Source organism: Chitinophaga sp. CF418 (assembly GCF_900142925.1).
GTDB lineage: Bacteria > Bacteroidota > Bacteroidia > Chitinophagales > Chitinophagaceae > Chitinophaga.
This window is the reverse complement of record NZ_FRCN01000017.1, coordinates 117749-143837: the sequence shown is the minus strand read 5'-3', so window position 1 is coordinate 143837 and position 26089 is coordinate 117749. Positions and strand designations below refer to the sequence as shown.

The following is a 26089-nucleotide window of genomic DNA, read 5'->3' as shown; positions in this document are numbered from 1 at the left end:
CCCCATCCCCGGGGTTGTACCCCGGGCTACAAACACGTAACCCCTGACGGGGTTGTATTGTGTTTTGTTGTGGTTACCGGAATTCCGGGGGGTGCGCCCTATTCGTGGGGTTGCACCCTATTCGTGGGGTTGCACCCTATCCCCGGGGTTGCACCCCGGGCTACAAACACGTAACCACGCCTTTACCTTGCCTTTGGTATGCCTTTACCATGCCTTTAAGGTGAACTTAAGCCGTTTTTCTCCTGTTTTTCCGCTGCGTCCCTTATAGGTTCTACATGATCTCTATATCTCTATATCGCTTAACCGTCATCTGGACATCGTTTCATCGTCATATGTATATCCATTCGATATAGAAATGACGGTGAAGTGATATGGAAATGCCGGTGAAGCGATATAGAAGCAGTAAGATCAGATCAATACCAGAGCGGATCATGAACGGAAACAAAGGCTAACGGTTTCTTAACAGGAATTGATTATCAAAGTAATTCCTATTATACTATCTTTGCATGTCATGAGTGAACGGATTTTTATAACCGGGATAGGTACCGGGGTGGGGAAAACAGTCACTTCTGCCTGTGTTGTGGAAGCACTGCGGGCGGACTACTGGAAACCCGTACAGACAGGATTAACGGAGGGGACGGACACAGATACGGTAAAAAGTTTAATATCAAATCCGGTGTCGGTATGCCACCGGGAAGCCTACTGTCTGGAAGCGCCCGCCTCGCCACACCTGGCCGCCAGACTGGAAGATGTGAACATAAACGTAAAAAGGATACTTGAGCTGGCACACAGCATTCAGCCATCCGGCCGGTCGCTGGTCATAGAGGGCGCCGGGGGGCTGATGGTTCCGTTGACGGAACAGGTTTTCACCATCGATTTTATACAGCAACTGGAGGCTAAGGTCATAATAGTGGCCCAGAACTACCTGGGTAGCATCAACCATGCATTATTGACCACGCAGGTGCTGAAACAACGTGCTATCCCTGTACTGGGCTGGATCTTCAGCGGAGAATACCACAGTAATGAAACCGAAGTGGTAGGATGGAGCGGCTATCCGCTACTGGGAAGGATACCCCACACTGCAATGGTTGACAGGGCATTTGTGAAGGAACAGGCAGAAAAGCTATCTTTGTGGTAATACAGATCCACTTGTTAACAAAAAAGGATATACGAAAGCAATACCTGGAAAAACGTTTGAACCTTCCGGACGATGTGATGGCCACCCTGAACGGGGAGTTACTGAACCAATGCCGGCGGCTGGACTACAGCGCTTTCAGAATGGCACACATTTTTCTTCCTATTACTGAAAAGAAAGAAGCGGACACATACGCACTGGTGCACTGGGCCCGGGAGGCCTATCCTAAACTGCAATGGGCGCTGTCAAGGTCGTACATGCACAATGCGACTATGGAACACTATCTGTGGAAGCCGGAAACCGTGCTGGTCAGGAATGCCTTTGGCATACCGGAACCCGCCGGCGGGATACCTTTACTAGCCTCAGAGATGGACCTGATTTTTGTACCTATGCTGGCATTTGATAAAAGCGGACAGCGGGTGGGATACGGAAAAGGGATGTACGACCGTTTCCTGAAGGAATGCCTGCCAACAGTGACCACTATCGGACTGTCATTGTTTGGACCGGTAGATGCCATCGCAGATGTGAACGAAAACGATGTTCCCCTGCACATGGTCATCACACCGCAAACAATTTATGATTTCAAAAAAGGCAACGAATGCTGAAACACCTGAAGATCTTATTATACCCTTTTTCACTGTTGTACGGCCTCGTAATGTGGATCCGCAACAGGTTCTATGATACCAATGTACTGACTGCCGTGGAGTTTGACCTGCCCGTTATTGCCGTAGGCAACCTGTCTGTGGGAGGTACCGGCAAAACCCCGCATGTAGAACACCTCATCAGGATATTAAAAGATAGATACCGTGTAGCTACTCTCAGCCGGGGATACAACCGGCGTAGCAGCGGCTACCTGCTGGCAAATGCTGCCAGTACAGCGGCGCAACTGGGCGATGAACCGATGCAGTTCCATCGTAAATTTCCGGATATAGAGGTTTGCGTAGGTGAAGAACGCATGCTGGCCATACCCCAGCTGCTGGGAGAACGCCCCGAAACAGAAGTGATACTGCTGGATGACGCCTTCCAGCATCGCTCTGTGAAACCGGGCATGAACATCCTCATCACCGAATACAACCGCCGCTTCACCAAAGACCATGTAGTACCTTTCGGCCGCCTGCGCGAAGGCCGCAAGGGCTATGAAAGGGCCAGCTGTATCATTGTGTCCAAATGCCCGCCGCAACTGTCCGACACCGAAAAAGCCGCCATCAGGCAGGAAATCAAACCCCTGCCACATCAGCAACTGTTTTTTACTTCTCTGAAATATGGCGAGTTATATGACATGTTCAGCGGCAACCCGGTTACCGTGCCTGCAGATACCACCGTACTCCTCGTGTGTGGTATTGCCCGACCGGAACCGCTTTTACAACAACTGAAGGAAAGCTATAAAAACGTGTTCCTCCTGCCTTTTCCGGATCATTATTACTATTCCGTCCCTGATCTGGAGAAAATAAACAGGGAACTCAGCAACCTTCCCGGCAACCACAAACTGGTGGTAACAACGGAAAAGGACGCAGTAAGACTACAACTGCTCGAAGACCGCCTGCGTCCAATGAACATACCCATAGCCGTTATGCCGGTTGAAATATCTTTCCTCTATAGGGAAGGAGAATCATTTAATAATTATATTTTTACTTACGTGGATCAGTTTGGAAGTAACCATGATTAAACGTTACGAGAATGACTAAAAAGAAGAAACCTCAAAAACACAGCAGCCAGAAGAAAACCTTCCGCGGTACTGTACAGATAACCCGCTCCGGGATGTCCTTTGTTATTATTGAAGGACAGGAGAAGGACATCATGGTCCGCCAGAAAAACCTCAATACCGCTCTTGATGGAGACGATGTGCTTGTTGATGTGATCAAACAGGGCAAGAATGAAGGACGTATGGAAGGGGTTATAACGGAAATCGTTAAACGCAAAAAGATTGAATTCACCGGTACCCTGCAGGTCAACAAAGGCTTCGCTTTCCTGGTACCGGAAAAAGGGCTGTTCATGCCCGATATATATATCCCTGCCAATTCCATGAAAAATGCGAAGAACGGGGACAAAGCCGTAGTGCGTGTCGTAGCCTGGGGTGAAAAGACCCGCAAGCCGGTAGGCGAGATCATGGAAGTGCTGGACGCCAGCAATACCAATGACCTGGCGATGAAAGAGATCCTGATAGAAAGCGGATTCCCGCTCAGCTTCCCGGACGAAGTCATAAAAGAACTGGGTGGTATCGGCGAGAACATAGACGCAGAAGAGATCAAGAACAGAAAAGACTTCCGTAAGATCCTCACGTTCACGATCGACCCTGTGGACGCAAAGGATTTTGATGACGCCATTTCCATCCGTAAGCTGCGGGGGGCCTGGTACGAAGTAGGCGTGCATATTGCAGACGTTAGTCACTACGTACTGCCCGAGACTGCGCTGGATAAGGAAGCGGACAAACGCGCCACTTCTGTATATCTGCCAGACCGCGTACTGCCGATGTTGCCTGAAAAGATCTCCAATGAGCTGTGCTCCCTGCGCCCGCATGAAGACAAACTGACCTTCTCCGCCGTTTTCAAGATGAATGATAAGGGGGAGATCAAAGAACACTGGCTGGGCAGAACGGCGATACATTCCAATCATCGCTTCACCTACGAAGATGTGCAGGACATCATTGAATCCGGCGAAGGTCCTTACCAGGATGAAGTGCTGTTGCTGAACAAGATCGCACAGACGCTGCGTAAGGAGCGTTTTGAGAATGGCGCTATCAATTTTTCATCCCAGGAAGTTCGCTTCCAGCTGGATGAAAATGCAAAGCCGGTAGGTATTATCGTGAAGGAAAGTAAGGAGGCCCACCAGCTGATCGAAGAGCTGATGTTGCTGGCCAACAGGACAGTGGCGGAATATGTATATAATATCCGCATCGGCACCAACCAGCATGTGCCATTCCCGTACCGCGTGCATGACACGCCTGATGAGGAAAAGCTGAAGGTCTTCTCCGGCTTTGCCCGTAAGTTCGGTCATAAGCTGGAAATAGATAACCCGGACAAACTGGCCCGTTCCTTCAATGAAATGCTGCAGCTGGCCCATGGTAAGCCGGAACAGCATGTACTGGAAACCCTGGGTATCCGTACCATGGCCAAAGCCGCCTATACGGTAGAGGATATTGGTCACTACGGACTGGGATTTGATCACTATTGTCACTTTACCTCACCGATACGCCGTTACCCGGATGTACTTGTACACCGCGTACTGCAGCAATGCCTGACGCACGATATCCATCCTGACAAACAGATGGAGAAGAAGTGCAAGCATTCCTCTGAAATGGAACGTAAGGCCATGGAAGCGGAAAGAGCCGCCAATAAATACAAGCAGGTGGAATATATGCAGCAGTATATTGGCGAAGAATTTGACGGTGTGGTGAGTGGTGTGGCCCACTTCGGCTTCTGGGTGGAAACTGTGGACACCAAGTGTGAAGGCCTGGTGAGCATTCATAACATGACCACCAAGGACGAGTTCAAATACGATGAGAACGAATATGCGCTGATTGGTATGTATACCGGCAGGAAGATCCGTATAGGTGATAAAGTAAGGATACAGGTGGTTGCCGCCAACCTGGTGAAACGACAGCTGGACTATGACCTGGTGGAAGAGGGCGGAGACGCTCCTATGCCATCCGGAAGGTCTGCACGTAAGCCGGCGGCTACAGAAAGATCTGCGCGCAAACCTGCGGCTGCTGACAGAAAGGAAACAAAGACCAAAGGAAAAAAGAAAGATACGACCGGTAAGAAGAAACCTGCCTCTGCAAAGAAGCAGGCTTCCTCTTCCCGTAAAAAGCCATAATTTATATAACTTACAGCCGCTTATTCGAAAAACACATCATGCATTCATTTAAAGACCTGACTATCCGGTTCGGAGAACATTTCAGTAAAGAACAATTCCCTGAGCATCCAAAGAAACTGTATAATGCTGCCAGCCATATCCTCAATATAGGCGGAAAGCGTATCAGACCAGTGCTGAGTATAATGGGTAATGAACTGTTTGACGAGATCCACCCGGATGCATATGAGGTGGGCACCGCCGTGGAACTGTTCCATAACTTCACACTGGTGCATGATGATATCATGGACAAAGCACCATTACGCCGTAACCAGCCAACCGTACATACCCTGTATGGCGAGACCGCAGCAATACTGGCGGGAGATGTGATGCTGATCAAGGTATACGAATACCTGAACAGGGTACAGCCACATTATAAGCAGAAACTGATCAGCGCTTTCAACAAGGCCGCCACAGAGGTATGCGAAGGGCAGCAGATGGATATGGACTTTGAAGAGATGGAGCCGGAGCAGGTATGTTATGATGACTATGTGAATATGATCGCGCTGAAAACCTCCGTATTACTGGCAGCCAGCCTGAAAATGGGGGCTATCATCGGCGGTGGCAGTGAGTATAACCAGCAACATTTATACGAATTCGGTAAAAATATAGGGATCGCCTTCCAGATCCAGGACGACTATCTGGATGCATTCGGCGACCCGGAGAAGTTCGGTAAACAACAGGGAGGGGATATCCTGGTAAATAAAAAGACCTTCCTGCTGTTAAAAGCCCTGGAACTGTGCAATCCGACCCAGCATCAAAAACTGAAGGAACTGCTGGCTACCAGCCCCGATGATAAGGTGGCGCAGGTGCTGGAGTTATTCCATGACTGCAAGGTGGATGTCTGGGCGGAAAAAGAGAAGGAACGTTTCCAGCAGCTTGCTTTTGAACATCTTGAGAGTATTGCTGTGATCTCTAACCGTAAACAACCACTGACGGAGCTGGCCAACTACCTGTTGAACAGGGAACACTAAAGGAAGACTATCTGCTTCCTCCAAATTTGTGTATCGCTTAATTTATATATATTCGCGCATTAGCTAAACCTGTAACCAAAATACCTGCATGTCTAAATCGCTTTTTCGTAAGAAATCTATTATCACTATACTGAAAGATAGTCAAGATGGTTTGACGGATGCGCATGGCGGAGGGGAGTTAAACAAGGTGTTACGGGTGCGGGACCTGACTGCTTTAGGTATTGCCGCAGTGATCGGCGCGGGTATCTTTTCTACCATTGGGGAAGCCTCTTATCACGGAGGTCCCGGTGTTTCCTTACTTTTTATTATTACTGCGGTTACCTGCGGGTTCTCTGCGCTCTGCTATGCGGAGTTTGCATCCCGTGTACCGGTATCCGGCAGTGCATATACTTATTCCTACGTGACTTTCGGGGAGCTGGCCGCCTGGGTGATCGGGTGGGCGCTCATCCTGGAATATGCGATCGGGAATATAGCCGTGGCCATTTCCTGGAGCGGGTATTTCAATAACCTGCTGGCAGGTATCGGTAGTGCGGTTGGGCTGAATCTATCATTTCCTGACTGGCTGACCAGCAACTATGACAGCGCATCGCCTGAGTTATATGCCGCAGCGCCGCATATTGCGGGTATCCCGATCATCCTGAACCTGCCTGCATTTATTATCGTGGTCCTGGTTACTTACCTGGCCTATGTGGGCATCCGGGAAAGTAAAAAGAGCGCCAATTTCATGGTGGGGCTCAAGATACTGGTGATCCTCTTTGTGATTGTGGTAGGCGCATTTTATGTGAATGTAGACAACTGGTCGCCATTTATGCCTAACGGGTTTTCTGGTGTTTTAAAGGGCGTGTCTGCCGTGTTCTTTGCCTATATCGGTTTTGACGCCATCAGTACTACGGCGGAAGAGTGTTCCAATCCGCAGCGCGATCTTCCCAAGGGGATGATCTATTCACTGATCATCTGTACGGTGTTATATATCCTCATTGCTTTTGTATTGACAGGAATGGTGTCTTATTCCCAATTGAAGGTAGAAGACCCGCTGGCATTCGTATTTAATGCGGTAAATCTGCCGAAGGTAAGCTTCCTGATATCAGTAAGTGCTGTAGTGGCCACTACCAGTGTGCTGCTGGTATTCCAGATCGGGCAGCCCCGTATCTGGATGAGTATGAGCCGTGATGGCCTGTTGCCTAAGAAATTCAGTATCATCCATCCTAAGTTTAAAACGCCTTCATTTGCCACTATTATAACGGGCTTCCTGGTAGGTATTCCGGCCTTGTTCCTGAACCTGACCATTGTGACAGACCTGACCAGTATAGGCACCCTGTTTGCCTTTATCCTGGTGTGCGGAGGGGTATTGTTACTGCCACCGCAGGAGAAAGATCCTCATTCAAAACGTTTCAGGCTGCCGTATATCAACGGGCAGTTTATCGTACCTGTCATTATCATCTTCTTTGCCTATCTGTTCCGCAATGAACTGCCGCAGCGATTTTCATTTGCAGGCGGCTGGGAAGTGTGGAAACATAATATTCCCTTCTTCTTCTTCACGGTGGCGGCTTTGCTGTTCACCGTACTTTCCTTCCTTAAAAAGCTGTCGCTGATCCCGGTACTGGGTTTGCTGAGCTGTTTCTACCTGATGACAGAGATCGGGTTCAGGAACTGGGTGGTATTTTTCATCTGGCTACTGATCGGTCTGACCATTTACTTCTGTTACGGTTATAAAAGAAGTAAGCTCGCACAAGCTTAAGAAAATCATGGTTTTAGGTCATTTGTTGCTGCCGTCAAGTTAAATGTTGCTATGGTCAACTTTATTTCGTATATTCGGTTAAGCTCTTTGATCATTAAAATCATGTGTTATGAATCTGCTAGAACGAATTGACCGTTGGGGCGAACGCCATCATCCTCGCTGGCTTGATGGCATCCGCGTCCTGTTAGGTGTATTTTTATTCTACAAAGGGGTGGTTTTCATACAAAATATCGATGTGCTCAAATCTGTGATTGACCAAAGTCCGTTTCTCACAGTAATGTCCTTCTGGCTTGCTCATTATATCGTCTTTGCTCATTTGCTCGGAGGTCTTCTTATTGTTTTCGGTTTACTTACACGTGTGGCCATTCTGGCCCAGCTTCCAATCCTTATAGGCGCAATCTTCTTTGTACATACCTCTTCGGCGTTAAACGCTACGGGGATATTTAATGTACATGCAGAGACCGGCCTTTCTATCCTTGTTCTGCTGCTTCTGGTTTTCTTCCTGGTAGAAGGCAGCGGCCCCATTTCATTTGACGATTATATGCGCCGCCATCCGGCTTGAGGAATAATTGTCTTACCTTTGCCCTCCGCGATGCGGACTGCTTTGTATTGGCAGTTCACGTTAAAACTGTATTTTCTATCGCGGGCCTGCAAGTATGAAGTTTGAGATTGGCGATAAAATATTACTGCTACATTCCAAAGAGGAAGGGACAGTTGTCGATATCATCAATGCCGATATGGTAATGGTAGAGGTGGGCAAGGTTACATTTCCGGTGTATCTTGACCAGATAGATTTCCCGTATTTTCATCGCTTTACCACGCCTAAGCCGGCTCCTCCGCCGCAACGGATCCAGGGCTATGATATTAAGCCGGAGAAGAAGAAATATGAAGATAATATCCGGATGAGCCGGGGGATGTTCCTATCTATATTACCTGTTTTCAGGATGGACGCTTATGAAGAGCACGTCCAGTCCCTCAAATTTCATCTGCTGAATGAAACCAGCGAAGCCTACCGTTTTAACTTCCAGGTATGGTTGCGGAACAGTATGGAACTGGAGATCCGCAATGAGATTCAGCCATTTAGTAACTTTTACCTGTCTGATCTCTTGTTTGAATCGCTGAACGACAGCCCCAGGCTGGAGTTCGTTTTCTTCCCGAAAGAAAAAAATGATAAACTGGCGCCTTCCTTCCCGAAAACATGGAAGCCGAAGGTAAAACAGCTTTTCCTGCAGCTTTCCGAACTGCAGGAAAGGAGAGATGCTACGCTCAGCCAACTGCTGTTCGAGAAATACCCGGAAAAGAGCAAGAACGATAAGCCCTATTTCGATGCCAGCAGTATAGGTTCACTGTCAGCAGGCACTACACCGGCAGTTCCTGCAGCACCGGAGGTCCCGGAACAGCCTAAGTATGAATTGGACCTGCATATAGAAATGCTGGTAAAAGAGTGGCGCGGACTTAAGAATATTGAGATACTGGCTATACAGCTGAATGAATTCGTGCGCTACCTGGAACTGGCCATTGTGCATCACCAGCATAGCATGATCGTCATCCATGGAGTAGGGAAGGGCAAGCTGAAAGAGGAGATCCACGCTATTCTGCGGGATAATCCTGATGTGGAGCGGTTCGTGAATGAATACCATCCCCGCTATGGCTATGGCGCTACCGAGATATTTTTCCGGTACTAGCCCATATGCCGTCTTTTCTATTACATTTGCAGAAACTACAAACCGTGCTATCGCTTCCGCCGCAGGCGGATGAGGAAAGTCCGGACAGCATAGAGCAACGCACCACCTAACGGGTGGGGCTGTTCTTTTCTCCGTTAAAAGAGCGAAGAATGGCACAGACAGTGCCACAGAAAATGACCGCCTTGTTCCGCGCAAGCGGCACAGGGTAAGGGTGAAAATGTGGGGTAAGAGCCCACGTTGGAGTATGGTAACGTACTCTGAGGGTAAACCTTGCGTGCTGAAATGCCATGTATACGGTCGCTTAAGGGCTGCTCGTCCAATGACCGAGGGTAGGCAGATACAGGTGCCGTGTGAACGGCATCGAAGATAAATGATAGCATCCGCCGTATGGCGGAACAGAATCCGGCTTACAGGTTTGTAGTTTTATTTTAGCTTTTGCTGATCAACCAAACGAGGGACCCTACAAAAAACATAACCCGAAATCATATAATCTCTATGCAACAACAAGAAGAAAGAAACTGGGCGCTCGCCATGCACCTGGGAGGTCTTGCCGGTATGCTGTTCATTCCACCTGCAGGCAATATCATCGTTGCACTGGTCCTCTGGCTGGTAAAACGCAACGAATCAGACTTCCTGAACCACAACGGTAAAGAAGCCGTCAATTTCCAGATCACATTGAGTATTGTGAACGTTATTCTCAACCTGATCGGTATGGTCAACCACTGGGACTGGGCCTGGGGAAGACCCGGCTTTCACTACTGGTATGTAACGGATATATCCATTTTCCATGGTACACGCGGCATTATATACCTGGTGAATATTATATTCTCCATAATTGCGGCTACGAAGGCGCATAATGGGGTGTTGTACAAGTATCCGGTGAGTTGGAGGATTGTGAAGTAACGAAAACTAAGTTTTATTATAAAAAGGCTGACCAGACGGTCGGCCTTTGCTTTTATGAAAATTTTTGTCACAAAATCCCGCTAATGCACTCTATCTGCAAAAGCATATTTCATGACAAAAGAAAGCAATCGACAGACAGTTAAAACACTCCATTATTTTTCCGGCATCACCCTTTCCTTATTTATTGGTATTCACCTGCTTAATCATTTGTTTTCATTCGCCGGACCAGAAGCGCATATTGCGCTGATGGAGCGCTTCAGAAAAGTATATAGGCATCCGGTGATTGAGACCATTTTGTTGCTGGTGGTGCTGGTCCAGGTTGTATCAGGTATCAGGTTATTATTTAACCGGAATGCAAAGACATTGGCAGAAAAAATACAGATATATTCAGGGCTTTATCTTTCGATTTTCCTGATAGGTCATGTGGGAGCTGTTATCGCCAGCAGACAGCTTGAGCATCTGGATACCAATTTCTATTATACGGTAGCTGGGTTCAATATGCATCCAGCTACATTTTTCTTCATACCCTATTACTTCCTGGATGTTTGTGCTATAAGTCTGCATATAGCGTCTATACATTACTTGAAAACCAGGTCAAAAGGAGGGGCTTACCTGATAGGAGGGACCGGTATCCTGGTTGCAATGCTTATCATTTTAGGATATACCAATTGCTTTCAATGGCGGGAAACGCCTCCAAAAGAACGCGCGTTTATAGAGAAATACTTTGGTAAAGGATATTAATATCAGGTGAGGTATTTCAGTTTATCGGGGTTTCTGATGCCGAACAACTGAGTGATCTGTCCATTCTGATCAAAAACTGGTATCAGGATTGTATCAAGATCGGCTGTCAGTATGTTCTCAAACAGAACCCCGGTTTCTGTGTTCACTTCTTTTATCCTGTATGAGAAGTCCTTACCAAATTTAAAGGCGCCCCTTGTCAGATACAACATTACATTATCCAGACCAGAGATAGGCTTGGTTGCAGTAGATGCCTTGCCACCACCGTCCATAAAGAGGGTGATCTCTTTTGACAGATAGGTTTCCAGCTGTTTGACATCGCCGTTTAAACATGCCATAATAAATGCCCTGGTCATTTCTTCCTTTTCCAGCGTAGTGGGGCTATATTTAACTTTGCCTGTTTTTAGCTTTTCTTTAGCCCGGTGTAATTGTTGCCTGCAATTGGCCTCACTGATCCCGACCAGGGATGCTACTTCATCATAATCGTAGTCAAAACTTTCGCGCAATAAAAAGACAGCTCTTTCCACTGCATTGAGTTTCTGCAACAGCACTAACAATGCATAGGAAATATCATTTTTTTGCAGATCCGGAAAACGTTCATAGGCCATTGGCTCGGGAAGATTGATCCCTGGATACACTACATTCTTTCTTTTTTCAAGAATAGCGAAGCATGCATGCACCACTGAACGGACCAGGTACCTTTCGGGATCCCTTATCTGGTCAAAAGACTGACGCGAAAAAGAGATGTATACATCGTTTAAGACATCCTCAGCATCACTTGCGCTTTCGGTCATTTTATAGGCGAGTCTGTGTAGTCTGGATTTCTGTTGTAGAAAGAATGATAAATGAGCCTGGTCTTCTGACATCACAATGCGAATAATGGAAAGCTCAAAAATAATTCTAATTGTTGATACTGTTGCCGCAAACCCCGATCATTTCATGATTCGCCGGGATTGTACCCTGCGCATTTTCATGGTTCCCTGGGTACCCCGCGCCCCCCGGGGTTACACCCCGCGCTACAAACACCCGGGGTTGCACCCCGCGCTACAAACAAAAGGACTCCTGGCGGAGTCCTATTATGTTTTGTTAATTGTGTTGTGTTTATTCGTTGGTAGATGTTACCCTTTTTTAAGGGACTCCATCTTTGCCTTCTTCTTCTTCTTTGATTTCAGGTCTTTATTCGCATCGATACTATCCGCCAGTTTCAGCGCCTCATATGCATTTACGAGCCCTCCGGAGATGGACAGATCCGCAAACGGAACCTTCACATCAGGCGTGCCCGGTTTGGTCACTTCCGTAGTGCCATCAGGTAATGGAGTGGCTGATTTCACCAGGACGTACTTTAACTGTTGTGCGTTAAGATCAGGATGATAAGAGAGCACCAGCGCTGCTACACCTGCTACAACAGGAGCTGCCATACTGGTACCGCTGGCGTTGCCGTATTTATTGCCGCCAGGAACGGTGGAATAGATCTGCACACCAGGTGCGAAGATGTCTACATTCTTTTTACCATAGTTGGAGAAGCTGGCCACTTTACCGTTTTTGCCGCTACCGCTGGCGCCTACAGTAATGTAGTTATTGGCTCTCGCAGAATGATCAGCAAAATCAGGGTTAGGGAAATTATCCACTACGTCATTATCATTGCCGTCATTACCTGCAGCGTGTACCAGTAACACACCTTTCTCTTCCGCATATTTTACAGCCGCATCCACCCAGTCTTTGTGAGGGGAGAAGCCTTTGCCGAAGCTCATATTGATAACACGGGCACCATTGTCTACCGCATAGCGGATGGCGAGCGCCACATCTTTGTCACGTTCATCACCATCAGGAACAGCTTTCACCATCATGATGCGTACATTCTCATTGATACCGTCAATACCAACGCCGTTATTTCTTGCAGCAGCGATGATACCGGAAACGTGCGTACCATGGAAACCGAATTGTCCCATTACGTCATTGTTTCCATAGTATTTATCGTTGATGTCGTTCACATTATCCCCGATAATGTCTCCACGTTTATCAACCGGCGCTTCACTGTCAGCCTGGTCCGCTTTCTTTTTCAAGTCAGCCAGGTATTCATCGAACTCTGATTTCAGTTCGGAATAGGTGAGGTTTTCCTCGCCTGTATTCTGGAAGATACGTAGCAGGAACTTCTTGGCCACCATTACATCCTGGTCGGTAGTTTGTATACTATCCAGTTTTGCAGCGTTGAAATCATTCTGGTGCAGGTAGCCCGTAATGAGTGTTTCGCACTTATGCAGGCTTTCCTGCAGTTTCAGCATGGTCTTATAAGTAACCTTGCTTTCACCGGAAGGCCTGGATACTTTACCCTGCAGTTTCTGCCAGTAACTATATTCCTTGGATTGTTTGTCGAGAGCAGAATCCGGATTGCCGTAAAGGCTCTTATAGCGATAGTATTCACGGGTCGCTTCGTCACTGTCTTCCTTTACGCTACGGCCATCTTTACCACCCAGGAAATTCCATCCATGGATGTCGTCGATATAACCATTTCCGTCGTCATCAATACCGTTGCCGGGAATCTCCTTCTGGTTCACCCAAAGGATGGATTTCAGATCTTCATGAAGCGTATCAATACCGGAATCTATCACAGCTACCAGTATAGGGCTGCCTTTCCTTCCTTTCAGGAGTTCATTATATGCTTTCTCAACGCCAGTACCAAACACACTATCCTGCGCATAGTTCAATAGTTGCCAGTTCCTGGGAGTTGCTGAAGATTGTGCATAAGTCGGGTTAGCGGTAGTAAGAGCAGTCATCAACACAACACCACCAGCCATGACTGCCATAGCTCTGTTAGATTTCATCAGTCTGTTTTTTTCTCAATAAGCTTTACAAAATCAAAAACCAAAATCAAAAACCAAATTAAAATAAAGGTACGCAAAATGCAAGGGAATCACCTGCGTTAAATGATGAGCGAGTAATACGATATGCCAGTAGCTGATTATCTGGATAGCCGTTCACGTAACAACAACCGCTGAGATAGAAGTACCTGTAACTCAATTATATTCGCTCATGTACTGTTAATTTAACAATTAAAAGAATATGAGCGAAATTTTCTTTTTGGGAAAGTGAACAATGTTGCCACAGAAGTCGCTGCTGCATTGAAATCGGCCTTTGAAAATGACCGTTCGTCAAAAAATAGTTGCAAATACCACAAAAGTAGAATATGAAATTCCGGAAAAAAGTGTAATATTTAGAGCTGGAAGAGTACATGATAACTTTCCAAAAAGTTATGATTACTTTTCTCATAAGCATGGTTTCCGTTTAACGAAAAAGCGAGGTTCTCTAACCTCGCTATTCTTTTTGATCTACATTGTTCGCTCACATGCAATTGTGAAAGAAAGGTACCTGCTTCTACAAGCTAATAATATATTGTAATTAGTATCAGTTTAAAAGTTATCCGCATATTAAACGGCCTATCATTCCTGTTATTGTGTGCGGAATAAAAAGTTTTTACAGATCAAACCTGATACCCTGAGCCAATGGGAGCTGCGTAGAATAATTGATCGTATTCGTCTGCCTGCGCATGTAATTCTTCCAGGCGTCTGAACCGCTTTCCCTGCCTCCGCCGGTTTCCTTTTCTCCACCAAATGCGCCGCCGATCTCCGCTCCGGAGGTACCGATATTGACATTGGCAATACCGCAGTCGGAACCTGACTGTGACAGGAACAATTCTGCTTCCCGCAGGTTCAGCGTCATAATAGCGGACGACAATCCCTGCGGCACGCCATTCTGCATAGCGATGGCGTCCTCTATATTGCTGTATTTCATCACATACAGGATAGGTGCAAAAGTCTCATGCTGTACGATAGCATAGCCGTTCTCCACAGCGGCTATACAAGGTTTAACATAACAGCCGGATGTATAAGCGTCCCCAGAAAGCACGCCTCCTTCCACCAGGAAGCTGCCGCCCTGGGCTTTCACCTTTTCGATGGATTCCTGGTAAAGACGAACAGCGTCCTTATCAATTAAGGGTCCTACGTGGTTATGTTCATCCAGTGGATTGCCAATGCGCAGTTGCTGGTATGCTTTCACCAATTTCTGTGTAAATGCGTCATATACACTTTCATGAATGATCAGCCTTCTGGTACTGGTACAACGCTGGCCGGCGGTGCCTACTGCTCCGAATACGCATCCGATGAGGGACATATCGAGGTCGGCATTGGCGGTGATGATGATCGCATTATTACCACCCAGTTCCAACAGGGCGCGTCCCAGACGTGCGCCTACTATGCTGCCAACGGCCTTACCCATGCGGGTGGAACCGGTAGCGGAGATCAGTGGCATGCGGGTATCTGCTGCCATCCATTCGCCTACCTCACGGCCGCCGGTTACCAGGCAGCAAACGCCTTCCGGCACTTTATTCGCTTTCAGCACATCCTGTACAATCTGCTGACAGGCAATAGCTGATAAAGGTGTTTTCTCTGATGGTTTCCAGACGCATACGTCGCCGCAAACCCATGCAAGCATAGCATTCCAGCTCCACACTGCTACGGGGAAATTAAAGGCTGAAATGATGCCTGTAACGCCCAGCGGATGCCATTGCTCGTACATCCTGTGTCCCGGACGTTCAGAATGCATGCTCAGTCCGTGCAACTGACGGGAGAGGCCTACTGCAAAGTCGCAGATGTCGATCATTTCCTGCACTTCTCCATAACCTTCCTGCAGGCTTTTTCCCATTTCATAAGACACCAGTTTGCCCAGCGCCTCCTTGTTTTTCCGCAGTGCTTCACTCATCTGACGCACCACCTCGCCACGGCGGGGAGCGGGCCATAAACGCCATTCCTTAAATGCTTCCTGCGCCTTTTCGATCACTGCATCATAGTCAGCATGGCTGGCCGCTTTGACGCTGGCAATATCTTTCCCGTCCACGGGCGAGGACGCCTGAATATTTTCTCCTTTTGCATCCAGCCAGGCAGTACCTGTGCTGACGCCACTGTTTACGTTGCTGATGTGTAATTGCTGCAGAATGTCCTGGATCATTTTGTACTATTTATGCCGTGTGGGCCACGGCGCGTTTTGATGTATGTATGAGTTAACGGCAATACGTTGATAATATATGGCTGTTGCCGGAGTAGCAGGACTATCCTGTTGGCTCCGGCAACCGGTAATTATTGCTTGTTTGTCTGTGAGCTGTAAGTGCTTTCAAAGATGCGGTCTGCATTGCCGGCTTCAAATCCCTCCCGGCGGTGTGCACGGGTGATCTTATCTGCCGGAAGATCTGCAAACTGTGGCAACACCTTCCGCTCGGCGAATTCCACGTAGGAGCCTGCTATTTTATAAACCTCAGCGCCGGCAAAGGTTGCCGGGATCATCTTCGCCACCGTGCTACTCTGCAGGAGCAGGCCATCAGGGCTGGTCTTGATCTTGCCGCCGGCATTGTTCAGCACAAATCCCTCTTTTTCAAGGAAGTTATTGAAGTCTGCTACCGTATTGTAACCGTCAGGAAGGTTCTGTACACTGATAGTAAAATGGTTCAGGTAATAGCGGTTGTAGATCACCCAGGCAGCATATTCGCTTTCGGCTGCCAGTGCCTGGTAGTCCTGCAGGGTAGGTGTACGCCACAGTGAACTGTGCAGGAAGGCATCTACTGCGGGTCCATCGTCCAGGTTGAGGTTCATGACAGGGTCTACCAGTACCTCGTTGGTATAGCTGGTAATGATCTGCTGGGCCGCAGGGCTCAGGTCCTGTACCCTCAGCTCGCTGATAAAAATACGGGGATAGCCAGGTTGCGGGGGCGCATACCAGTACGCGTCCAGTTTCTTTTCTTTGAAATGGTACGCATCCCTTCTGGTGTAACCGTAGTGGAGGAAGATCTTCTCCAGCGATTGTATCCCGAGTTCGGGTACGCCTATTGTACGGAAGGCAATATGGTCATTTTCAATGTCTTCCGGAACTTCGATCAGATTTTCACTGATCATGGCGGCAATGATAGCTGCAACGTCGGGAACCCGGGCCTGGTAACGCTGCATCAGACCGCTAAGAACATAGTCTAACATAAAACAATTTTAATATTGTTCGCTATCGTTCGGAAAGTCTTTGGCTTTCACATCGTGGATATATTGCTGCGATGCCTTGTAAATTTCGTCATATAAATTGAGATAGCGACGCAGGAAACGTGGTTTAAAGTCCTTATTGATGCCCAGCATGTCATGCATCACCAGTACCTGGCCATCAACATGCTTACCGGCGCCTATGCCTATGGTCGGGATCCGCAGGGCTTCCGACACCTGTTTGCCCAGCTGGGCGGGGATTTTTTCCAATACAATGGCAAAACAGCCTGCATCCTGGAGCAGGCGGGCGTCGTTGATCAGTTTCTGGGCTTCCGCCTCGTCGGTAGCCCTTACGGTATAGGTACCAAACTTATTGATGGACTGAGGGGTGAGTCCCAGGTGTCCCATTACCGGCACACCGGCAGAGATAATGCGTTTTACCGATTCAATAACCTCTTCACCGCCTTCTATCTTTACGCCATGGGCGCTGGTTTCTTTCATAATACGAATGGTAGATGCCAGCGCTTCCTTGGAGTTACCCTGGTATGTACCAAATGGAAGGTCGACCACCACAAAGGCCCGTTTAATAGCCCTTACCACGGAAGCGCCGTGGTAGATCATCTGGTCAAGCGTTATGGGAAGTGTTGTTTCAAAGCCGGCCATCACATTAGATGCAGAATCGCCTACCAGCAGGATATCCATACCGGCATCATCAAAAATGCGGGCCATGGAATAGTCATAAGCTGTGATCATGGAGATCTTCTCTCCGTCGTCCTTCATTTTCTGCAGTATATGTGTCGTTATCCGTTTAACTTCTTTGTGCGTAGACATCCTAATGACTGTTAATATGTGATAAGTAAAAGCGCGCGTAAGGTAACCAATATTTGGAAATTACCTGCTGATCTCTGCATAGAGTGACTGGATAAGACCATCTGCCAGACCGATCTTGGGTACAAATATCTCTTCGGCATCTGCCCAGCGCATAATGTTAATGTAGATCTGAAGGGCGGGTACGATCACATCGGCACGGTCTTCCCGGAGATTATATAGATGGATACGCTCTTCGACGGTAAAGCTGTTGAATTCCTTGTAGTAGTCTTTAAGTACGTCCAGCGTAAGCGGTTTGCCTTCCTTACGCTTGGAAAGGGAGAAGATCTTGTTGATATTACCGCCGGAACCGATGGCTGTGACATTGTTCACGCCCCGGAGGCGGGCTTTGATGGCATCCTTCATATACTGCCACTGGTCATCCTTCACCTGGTTCTGCATCAGGCGGATGGTGCCGATATTGAAGGACTCTTTATATTTCAGGCTGTTGTTACTGAAGAGAGTGACCTCTGTACTACCGCCCCCTACATCGATATACATGTAAGAGCGGGTCTTGTCGAGGTTTTCTGCTATATGGCTCTCGTACAGAAAAGAGGCTTCTTCCTGCCCGGAGATGACTTTGATATCTATCCCGGTCTGCTGCCGGACGTTCTGCAGGATCTCTCCGGAATTGGATGCATCGCGCATGGCTGATGTAGCACAGGCTTTCAGGTACCTGACTTCATACACTTCCAGTAAAAGCTTATACGCTTTAATCGTATTCAGCAGGTGATCGGCTCTTTTTTCCGAAATAGCGCCTTCGGTGAATACATCAAGACCGAGGCGTAAAGGCACCCTGACCAGGTTTACTTTGGTAAAATCCATCCGGCCCTGGCTGTTGGGAGACGCTTCAGAGATGAGCAGCCTGGCAGCGTTGGACCCGATATCAATGGCAGCAAGCTTCATGGGCGCAAATGTATATAATTATTAGAATCAGGAATCAGGAATTAATCAATACTCAAATCCTGATTCCCGCTCCAATTCCTAATTATTATATTGTTTCTCGTGGAGATATTTAAAAATCTCTATCTGTGACCTGATCTTCTTGCCGTTATCACGTTTATATTCGTTTTTCTGATCATTATCCAGGATACGGGCCTTGACGTTACCGCTCAGCTGTATGGCCAGGATGTCTTTCAGCTCCTGCTGGATACCCGGGTCTGTAATAGGAATGGCCACTTCCACGCGGTGGTCGAGGTTACGCAGCATCCAGTCGCAGGAGGCAATAAACACCTTTTCCTGTCCTTCTTTACCGAATACAAATACACGGGCATGCTCCAGGTACTCGTCCACGATGCTGACCGCTGTGATATCCTTCTTCCACTTCTTGTTATCCGTATAGGCGCAACAGATACCACGAATGATCATCTTAACGTCCACACCTTCTTTTGCAGCTTCATATAAAAGGCCAATCATTTCCGGATCGGAGAGAGAGTTCATTTTGATGATCATGGAACCGCCTTTCTTATTACGGGTATTCTTGATCTCCTTTTCCACCTGGCGTATAAAGAAAGGACGCATGCTATAAGGGCTTACCGGAAGCGTATGACAGGCTTCCAGCATTTTGATATCATGCTTGCTGCTCTCCATGTAGGCAAAAATGCGATTGATATCTGCCATGATGTTCCTGTTGGCTGTGAGCAGGCAATGATCACCATATACCCTTGCCGTTTTCTCATTCAGGTTGCCGGTGCTTACAAAACCACATTGAACGGTCTTGGTACCGATGCGTTTTTTGATAACACACAGCTTGGCATGGATCTTCAGGCCGGGAATACCAATCAGGACTTTCACCCCTTCATCTTCCAGGCGGGTCTTCCATTCCAGGTTGTCAGCTTCATTAAAACGGGCTCTTAGTTCCAGGGCCACAGTCACGTGTTTACCATTGCGCACGGCGTTCACCAGGGCATTGACGATCTTGGAGTTGCGGGCCAGCCTGTAAGCCGTGATCTTGATACTGGTCACATTAGGATCAATAGCTGCTTCCCTGAGCAGGTCTATGATGGTATCAAAAGAGTGGTAGGGGAAATGCAGCATCACATCCTGCATTTGTATGACGTGCATCACACTGGAAGCGTTGGCAAACAGCGGATGGATGAAGCTCTTGCGCTGCGGATTGGACCTTTCCTTAAATACGCTGGTAGGGAAATCCATAAAGTCTTTGAAATTATGGATACGGGACCCCGGAATGAGGTTGTCCTTACTGGACAGACCCAGGCGGCGCATGAGGTATTCCAGCAGCAGCGGATCAATGTCCTTATCGTATACAAACCGTACCGGCTTCCCTTTACGGCGGTCCTTCAGTCCTTTTTCGATCTGGTGTATCAGACTTGTGGAAATATCATTATCGATATCCAGTTCCGCGTCCCTTGTTACTTTGATGATATGCGCCGCGAACTTGTCAAAACCGAAGTAAGAGAAGATATGCGGCAGGCAGAAACGGATCACGTCTTCCAGCAGGATGATATCTTCTTCACCCTCCCTGGAAGGCAGGATGATGAAACGGGGCAGGATGGAGGTGGGAATCTCTATCAGCGCAAACTTCTGCCTGACGGAGTTATCCTGCCTTGCCAGTACAACGCCCAGATAAATGGATTTATCCCTGAGGTAAGGAAAGTGCTGGATACTTTCGATCATCAGGGGAATAATATTGGTACGTACTTCTTCATTGAAGTAGTTGAGCACGAATTTCTGCTGATCCTTATTGAGATGCTTTTCGGTGCGAATGAAAATCTTATGGTCCTTCAGTTCGTCTTCAATACCTTCCCAGATGCGGTCAAACTCCCGTTGCTGGTCTATCACCATGCTTTGTATCTCGTCCAGGATCTCATCGGGGTTCTCTTCCAGATGCATACGGGTGGACTTGCCAACCAGCAGCATTCTTTTAAGTGTGGCAACACGTACGCGGAAAAATTCGTCCAGGTTGTTCGAAAAAATACCGAGGAAACGGATGCGTTCATGAAGGGGTACGGTATTATCAGCTGCTTCCTGTAAAACTCTTGCGTTAAAGGCCAGCCAGCTGATGTCCCGGGGAATCATCTTAACTTTCTTAATTGGCACAATCTTTTTGCTATTGCTTTTCTTTTCCATCACCGGAACTTGTATGTTTATATCTAATGGCTCACTGTTTGACAATCGCATCTGAAGATATTTAACGGTTGTGGTTATACTGGTTTAATACTGCTAATCACAACAATACAGATTTTTGGAATAGATCCTATGTTAAATTTCTGATACGCATTCTTAAAGATAAGGAATTATAAAGCCACAGTGAATAGCACATAGGCAATAATCTATAGTATATTTCTTAGATATACTTGTATATATCATTTATAGGGGGATGATCCGGAGGGCATTAGCGCCGGTCTCAGACTGTCTGGCCGGCTTTTGCGGATGGAGTCTGTGACTTGTTCAGCAGGGGGAGGGCAACCAGGCTACCCAGGCCAACGATGAGTACAAGCAGGGTCTGGGCCGACCATACGATCCATCCGAAGGCATAAGCTGTGGTATCGAGCACGCCATATACCATGAGGGTCCTTTGTACGAGGAACTGGTAAGCGCCGGTACCGCCGGGTGTTACGATCATACCTACACTGCCGATAATGAGTACTGCCAGTGCGGCTTTCAGTCCCAGGTAACGGGTTTCCTGCATACAATAAAAGCCCAGGTACATCATGGCGAAGTACATCATCCAGATCAGTATTGAATAGAATATAAACCAGCCTTTCTTTTCCATCTGACCGATGGAACGGATGCCGTCCCATACGCCATGGGCCAGTGCACGGAGCTTGATGCCTATCCTTGAACGGGCAATGAGGCGGAAAACAATATAAGTGAGTAATATAAGTATGATGATGATGCCTACGATGATCAGTGAACGGGCGCTGCCTGCTTTACCCAGCTTATTCTCAATGGGATGCCAGATCTCTGCGATGAACAGTCCACCGATCACGTCTATCTGAATAACGATCGTGATCACCATGAGAATGAGCAGGAGCAGCATGTCTACAGCACGTTCCGCGATCATGGTACCTACCAGTTTATCTACCGGGATCTTTTCATAACGGGCTACGATACCGCAGCGGGTCACTTCTCCCAGGCGGGGCACCGCCAGGTTGGCCAGGTAGCCTACCATTACGGCAAAGAATGTATTCAGTGTACCGGGATGATAGCCCATAGGCTCCATGATAAGCTTCCAGCGGACAGCCCGGTACCAGTGACTGGCAATGCCGACTATAATAACAGGGATCAGCAGCCAGTAATTAGCATGCTCTAAAGAGTTGAAGATGTCATCCTTCTCCTTATCTGTAAGATTATGCGTAACAAGCCAGACTAATCCTAGCCCAATGGCTAAAAAGCAGATGAACTTCAAAAATTTGGGCATAGTAATCGTCTTTTTGGGATCCAGCGGTTACAATTTATTATTTTCTTTCGGGAATATGGCGATGGGGGTATGCTTCTTAGCTTCCTCAAAGTCCATAGATGCGTAAGAGATGATGATAACGATATCGCCAACCGCGCAAAGGCGGGCAGCGGGGCCATTCATACAAACAACACCTGAACCGCGTTTTCCTTTGATGATATAGGTTTCCAGGCGTTCCCCGTTATTTACGTTCACTACCTGTACTTTTTCGTATTCGATAAGGTTAGCAGCTTCCAGCAGATCTTCGTCAATAGTAATACTTCCTACGTATTGTAAGTTCGCTTCGGTGATAACTGCTCTGTGTATTTTACTTTTCAGTACTTCGATGTGCATGATAAAAAATATCCCACTACTGTGGGTCTGGTGTAGGGCAAAAGTAGGGAAAAAATATAATACAGTGCTCCGCAGCGCCCGGCGTGCTCCCCGGGAGAAGTACCGGTTGTTAAAAACGGTCCTGCCGGTCAGTTTACCTGCATATTGTCGATCAGCCTGACATTACTGCTGATCTCCCTGGCGGCTACGACGGCATAAAGCGGATCTGTACCGGGAGCGGAGGGGAAATTGATGTTCCCGTCGGGCGCTATGGATACCATATCGAGGTAATCAACATCGAAACCATTACCTTTCAGCTCGTTAATGGCCTTGCCTGCTATTTCCGTCAGGGGGGCCTGGGTGAGATGATCTTTTATATAATATAGCGCACGGGAAATGTGCAGGGCGTTCTGTCTTTCTGCCGGATTGAGGCGGAGGTTTCGGCTGCTCATGGCCAGCCCATCCTGTTCACGGAGGGTAGGGCAGATGACCAGCTCAACGTCTAAATGTAACAGTTTGATCAGACGGTTGATTATCAGGCACTGCTGAAAGTCCTTCTGTCCCATGAAGAGCTTGTCGGGCTGAACGAGGCTTAACAGCTTATGTACCACCTGGCCAACACCCTGGAAGTGTCCGGGGCGGTGGGCGCCTTCCAGTACCGTTTCGAGGGGACCGAAGTCATAGTGCATTTCGGGGGCCAGCCCCGTTGGGTACATTTCCTGCACAGATGGCAGGAACAGTACATCGTTGCCGGCGCCGGTAAGCTGCAGAATGTCCTGGTCTATTGTAATGGGATATTTCTCAAAATCTGCCGGATCATTAAACTGGGTCGGGTTGACAAATATGCTGCACACGACGAGGTCGGTGTTTTCTTTTGCGGCTCCAATAAGGGACAGATGGCCCTGATGCAATGCGCCCATAGTTGGCACAAAACCAATACGTTTACCCTCTTTCCGTGCTGTTGATAAGTGCCTTTCGAGATCGTCTTTCCGCTTGAACAGATACATAATTTATTGCTTAAAAGGATGTTAAAAGTGCCAATTTGTCTTTTCTTCCGTTAAAAATCCGTAATTTTGCAAACCAAATTTAAAATTACTGCATTAATATCAGCATTAGATGTCCACAAAGAAACGAATTCTTTTTATTGCTCAGGAAATGTCGCCTTATCTGGAATTAACAGAGTATGCGAATATGGTCAATAAAATGGCAATTAAGTCCAATGAGTCCGGGCTGGAAGTGCGGGTGATCATGCCCCGGTTTGGCATTATCAACGAGAGAAGGCACCGGTTACACGAGGTGGTAAGACTGTCTGGCATTAACATTGTGATAGAGGGTGACGATTATCCGTTGATTATCAAGGTGGCATCATTGCCCAATGCCCGTTTGCAGGTTTATTTCCTGGACAATGAAGATTACTTCAAGCGTAAGACACTGTTCACGGACGAAAACGAGCAATTCTATGACGATAATGCAGCCCGTGCAGTATTTTTCTGTAAAGGAGCGCTGGAAACAGTAAAGAAGTTTGGCTGGCCGCCGGACATTATTCACTGTAGCGGATGGATGACTTCACTGATCCCTTTATACCTGAAGACTGCTTACAAGAAAGAACCGGTATTTGCCCATTCCAAAGTGGTATACTCCATGGAGCCTAATTCCTTTAAGGAAAAACTGGGCGCCGGCTTTGTGAAGAAGGCTACTATCAGCACCCAGATCAAAGAAAAAGACCTGGAGTTATATAAAGAAGGTACCAACAGTGCCCTGAACAGAGGCGCCGGTAAATATGCCGATGCTGTGGTACTGGCAGGTGAAAAGACAGAAAAGAAAGTAGTGGATGAACTGAAAGCGGAAAAAGGCAAGATCATTCTCCCTTACAAAAAGGACAATGAGGACCTCGCGGATTATCTGCAATTATATACCCAGCTACTTGGAAAATAATTTTTTCTCTACAGAAAAGCCCCGTTTCGAGCGGGGCTTTTTTTATTCGCTGAAAAGCTCATTCTCAAACTATTTTCCTATTTTTGCCCCAGTTTACCATGAGGCATACCACCAAAATGCAAAAAGTTGGTAAATTGTACTAATTCAATACTAATCTAAAAGCGAAATTCAATTATTTTATGCCTTATTTATTTACCTCAGAATCTGTTTCCGAAGGCCATCCGGATAAAGTGGCCGATCAGATATCCGACGCACTGATTGATCATTTCCTTGCTTATGATACCACTTCAAAAGTAGCTTGTGAAACGTTAGTGACAACCGGTCAGGTAGTTCTGGCTGGTGAAGTAAAATCTGAAGCTTACCTGGATGTGCAGGAAATTGCTCGTGAGGTAATCCGTAAGATAGGCTATACAAAGAGTGAATACATGTTCGAGGCTAACTCCTGTGGTATCTTCTCTGCTATTCATGAGCAGTCTCCGGATATCAACCAGGGCGTTGAGCGTAAGAACCCTGAAGAACAGGGCGCTGGTGACCAGGGTATGATGTTCGGTTATGCTACCCGCGAAACTGAAAACTATATGCCACTGGCGCTGGACCTCGCTCACAAACTACTGATCGAACTGGCAGCTGTTCGCCGCGAGAATAAAGAGATAGCTTACCTGCGTCCTGATGCAAAGTCACAGGTGACCATCGAATATTCTGACGATAACAAGCCTGTTCGTATTGACACCATCGTTATCTCTACACAGCACGATGATTTCGATGCTGAAGACAAGATGCTGGCTAAGATCAAGAGCGACATGATCAACATCCTGATCCCTCGCGTAAAGGCCCAGCTGAAACCAGAATTACAGGCACTGTTCAATGACAAGATCACTTATCATATCAACCCAACCGGTAAGTTCGTGATCGGTGGTCCTCACGGTGATACGGGCTTAACCGGCCGTAAGATCATCGTTGATACCTACGGTGGTAAAGGTGCTCACGGTGGTGGTGCCTTCTCCGGTAAAGATCCTTCCAAAGTAGACCGTTCTGCGGCTTATGCTACCCGTCACATCGCTAAAAACCTGGTAGCTGCAGGTCTTTGCGACGAAGCGCTGGTACAGGTATCTTACGCAATCGGTGTGGCTAAACCTTGTGGTCTCTTCATTGATACCCGCGGTACAGCCAAAGTAAAACTGACCGATGGTGAGATCGCCAAAAAGGTAGAACAGATCTTCGACCTGCGTCCGTACGCTATCGAGCAGCGTCTGAAACTGCGTAATCCTATCTACAGCGATACAGCAGCTTATGGTCACATGGGCCGCGACAGCAAGGTAGTTACCAAGGTATTCAACAAGGGTAAAAAGAATGAGAAGAAAGTAGAAGTGGAACTGTTTACCTGGGAAAAACTGGATTATGTTGACAAAGTAAAATCGGCTTTCGGATTGTAATAGTATCTGCTGAGAAATAATTTTAAAAGGACCGTCTCATATGAGGCGGTTTTTTTATTTCGAATGATGCAAGCCCGGGGAGACCT

22 protein-coding genes and 1 other RNA gene are annotated in these 26089 nt (G+C 47.4%); 13 read left to right on the top strand and 10 right to left on the bottom strand.

What is annotated here, in order from left to right; all coding sequences use genetic code 11:
* Positions 1-511: 511 nt before the first annotated feature.
* The 11 genes from bioD (at position 512) to F3I09_RS30325 (ending at position 11025) form a co-directional block, all read left to right on the top strand.
* A complete protein-coding gene (gene bioD, locus F3I09_RS30375; RefSeq protein WP_149698817.1) occupies positions 512-1138 on the top strand; it encodes a dethiobiotin synthase in 627 nt (208 codons plus the stop codon).
* A gap of 11 nt (positions 1139-1149) precedes the next feature.
* Positions 1150-1740 (top strand): 5-formyltetrahydrofolate cyclo-ligase, encoded by a 591-nt coding sequence (locus F3I09_RS30370; protein ID WP_188134019.1) that lies wholly within the window; start codon positions 1150-1152, stop codon positions 1738-1740.
* Positions 1734-2801 (top strand): tetraacyldisaccharide 4'-kinase, encoded by a 1068-nt coding sequence (gene lpxK / locus F3I09_RS30365; RefSeq protein WP_149698815.1) that lies wholly within the window; start codon positions 1734-1736, stop codon positions 2799-2801. The genes F3I09_RS30370 and lpxK overlap by 7 nt, the downstream gene beginning before the upstream one ends.
* Before the next feature lie 11 nt (positions 2802-2812).
* Positions 2813-4948: a ribonuclease R gene (gene rnr / locus F3I09_RS30360; RefSeq protein ID WP_149698814.1), complete on the top strand. Its 2136-nt coding sequence runs from the start codon at positions 2813-2815 to the stop codon at positions 4946-4948.
* A 38-nt stretch (positions 4949-4986) separates the two neighbouring features.
* Positions 4987-5958, top strand: coding sequence for a polyprenyl synthetase family protein (locus F3I09_RS30355; protein WP_149698813.1), 972 nt, complete (start codon positions 4987-4989; stop codon positions 5956-5958).
* Between the two features lie 88 nt (positions 5959-6046).
* Positions 6047-7696 (top strand): amino acid permease, encoded by a 1650-nt coding sequence (locus F3I09_RS30350; protein ID WP_149698812.1) that lies wholly within the window; start codon positions 6047-6049, stop codon positions 7694-7696.
* Between the two features lie 109 nt (positions 7697-7805).
* Positions 7806-8258 carry a DoxX family protein gene (locus F3I09_RS30345; protein WP_149698811.1) on the top strand — a complete coding sequence of 151 codons (453 nt, stop codon included), beginning with the start codon at positions 7806-7808 and terminating at the stop codon, positions 8256-8258.
* A 94-nt stretch (positions 8259-8352) separates the two neighbouring features.
* Complete coding sequence (locus F3I09_RS30340; RefSeq protein ID WP_149698810.1) at positions 8353-9381, top strand: Smr/MutS family protein; 1029 nt, start codon at positions 8353-8355, stop codon at positions 9379-9381.
* A 34-nt stretch (positions 9382-9415) separates the two neighbouring features.
* An RNA gene (gene rnpB / locus F3I09_RS30335) (RNase P RNA component class A) lies at positions 9416-9807 on the top strand.
* Between the two features lie 69 nt (positions 9808-9876).
* Entirely contained in the window at positions 9877-10284 is a 408-nt protein-coding gene (locus tag F3I09_RS30330; RefSeq protein WP_149698809.1) for a DUF4870 domain-containing protein, read from the top strand.
* A gap of 111 nt (positions 10285-10395) precedes the next feature.
* Positions 10396-11025, top strand: coding sequence for a hypothetical protein (locus F3I09_RS30325; protein ID WP_149698808.1), 630 nt, complete (start codon positions 10396-10398; stop codon positions 11023-11025).
* 2 nt (positions 11026-11027) lie between these two features.
* On the opposite strand, the gene F3I09_RS30320 is transcribed toward F3I09_RS30325, so the two are convergent.
* From F3I09_RS30320 to panC, 10 genes are all read right to left on the bottom strand, one after another.
* Positions 11028-11888 carry a sigma-70 family RNA polymerase sigma factor gene (locus F3I09_RS30320; RefSeq protein ID WP_149698807.1) on the bottom strand — a complete coding sequence of 287 codons (861 nt, stop codon included), beginning with the start codon at positions 11886-11888 and terminating at the stop codon, positions 11028-11030.
* 252 nt (positions 11889-12140) lie between these two features.
* The gene (locus F3I09_RS30315; RefSeq protein WP_149698806.1) at positions 12141-13844 is read right to left on the bottom strand and encodes a S8 family serine peptidase; all 1704 of its coding nucleotides are present in this window, start codon (positions 13842-13844) and stop codon (positions 12141-12143) included.
* A gap of 649 nt (positions 13845-14493) precedes the next feature.
* Positions 14494-16023, bottom strand: coding sequence for an aldehyde dehydrogenase family protein (locus tag F3I09_RS30310; RefSeq protein WP_149698805.1), 1530 nt, complete (start codon positions 16021-16023; stop codon positions 14494-14496).
* A gap of 128 nt (positions 16024-16151) precedes the next feature.
* The gene (locus F3I09_RS30305; RefSeq protein ID WP_149698804.1) at positions 16152-17039 is read right to left on the bottom strand and encodes a DUF1338 domain-containing protein; all 888 of its coding nucleotides are present in this window, start codon (positions 17037-17039) and stop codon (positions 16152-16154) included.
* Between the two features lie 9 nt (positions 17040-17048).
* A complete protein-coding gene (panB, locus tag F3I09_RS30300; protein WP_149698803.1) occupies positions 17049-17864 on the bottom strand; it encodes a 3-methyl-2-oxobutanoate hydroxymethyltransferase in 816 nt (271 codons plus the stop codon).
* Between the two features lie 60 nt (positions 17865-17924).
* Positions 17925-18806: an exopolyphosphatase gene (locus F3I09_RS30295; protein WP_149698802.1), complete on the bottom strand. Its 882-nt coding sequence runs from the start codon at positions 18804-18806 to the stop codon at positions 17925-17927.
* A 78-nt stretch (positions 18807-18884) separates the two neighbouring features.
* On the bottom strand, positions 18885-21041 hold the full coding sequence (gene ppk1, locus F3I09_RS30290) for a polyphosphate kinase 1 (RefSeq protein ID WP_223233439.1): 2157 nt from the start codon (positions 21039-21041) through the stop codon (positions 18885-18887).
* 226 nt (positions 21042-21267) lie between these two features.
* The gene (locus F3I09_RS30285) at positions 21268-22284 is read right to left on the bottom strand and encodes a lysylphosphatidylglycerol synthase transmembrane domain-containing protein (protein ID WP_149698801.1); all 1017 of its coding nucleotides are present in this window, start codon (positions 22282-22284) and stop codon (positions 21268-21270) included.
* 27 nt (positions 22285-22311) lie between these two features.
* Entirely contained in the window at positions 22312-22656 is a 345-nt protein-coding gene (gene panD, locus F3I09_RS30280) for an aspartate 1-decarboxylase (protein ID WP_149698800.1), read from the bottom strand.
* A gap of 128 nt (positions 22657-22784) precedes the next feature.
* Complete coding sequence (gene panC, locus F3I09_RS30275) at positions 22785-23642, bottom strand: pantoate--beta-alanine ligase (RefSeq protein WP_149698799.1); 858 nt, start codon at positions 23640-23642, stop codon at positions 22785-22787.
* A gap of 109 nt (positions 23643-23751) precedes the next feature.
* On the opposite strand from panC, the gene F3I09_RS30270 reads away from it, so the two are divergent.
* Positions 23752-24570, top strand: a complete 819-nt coding sequence (locus tag F3I09_RS30270; protein WP_089836248.1) for a glycogen/starch synthase — start codon at positions 23752-23754, stop codon at positions 24568-24570.
* Positions 24571-24749: 179 nt separating this feature from the next.
* Positions 24750-26003, top strand: a complete 1254-nt coding sequence (gene metK, locus F3I09_RS30265; RefSeq protein WP_149698798.1) for a methionine adenosyltransferase — start codon at positions 24750-24752, stop codon at positions 26001-26003.
* Positions 26004-26089 lie beyond the last annotated feature (86 nt).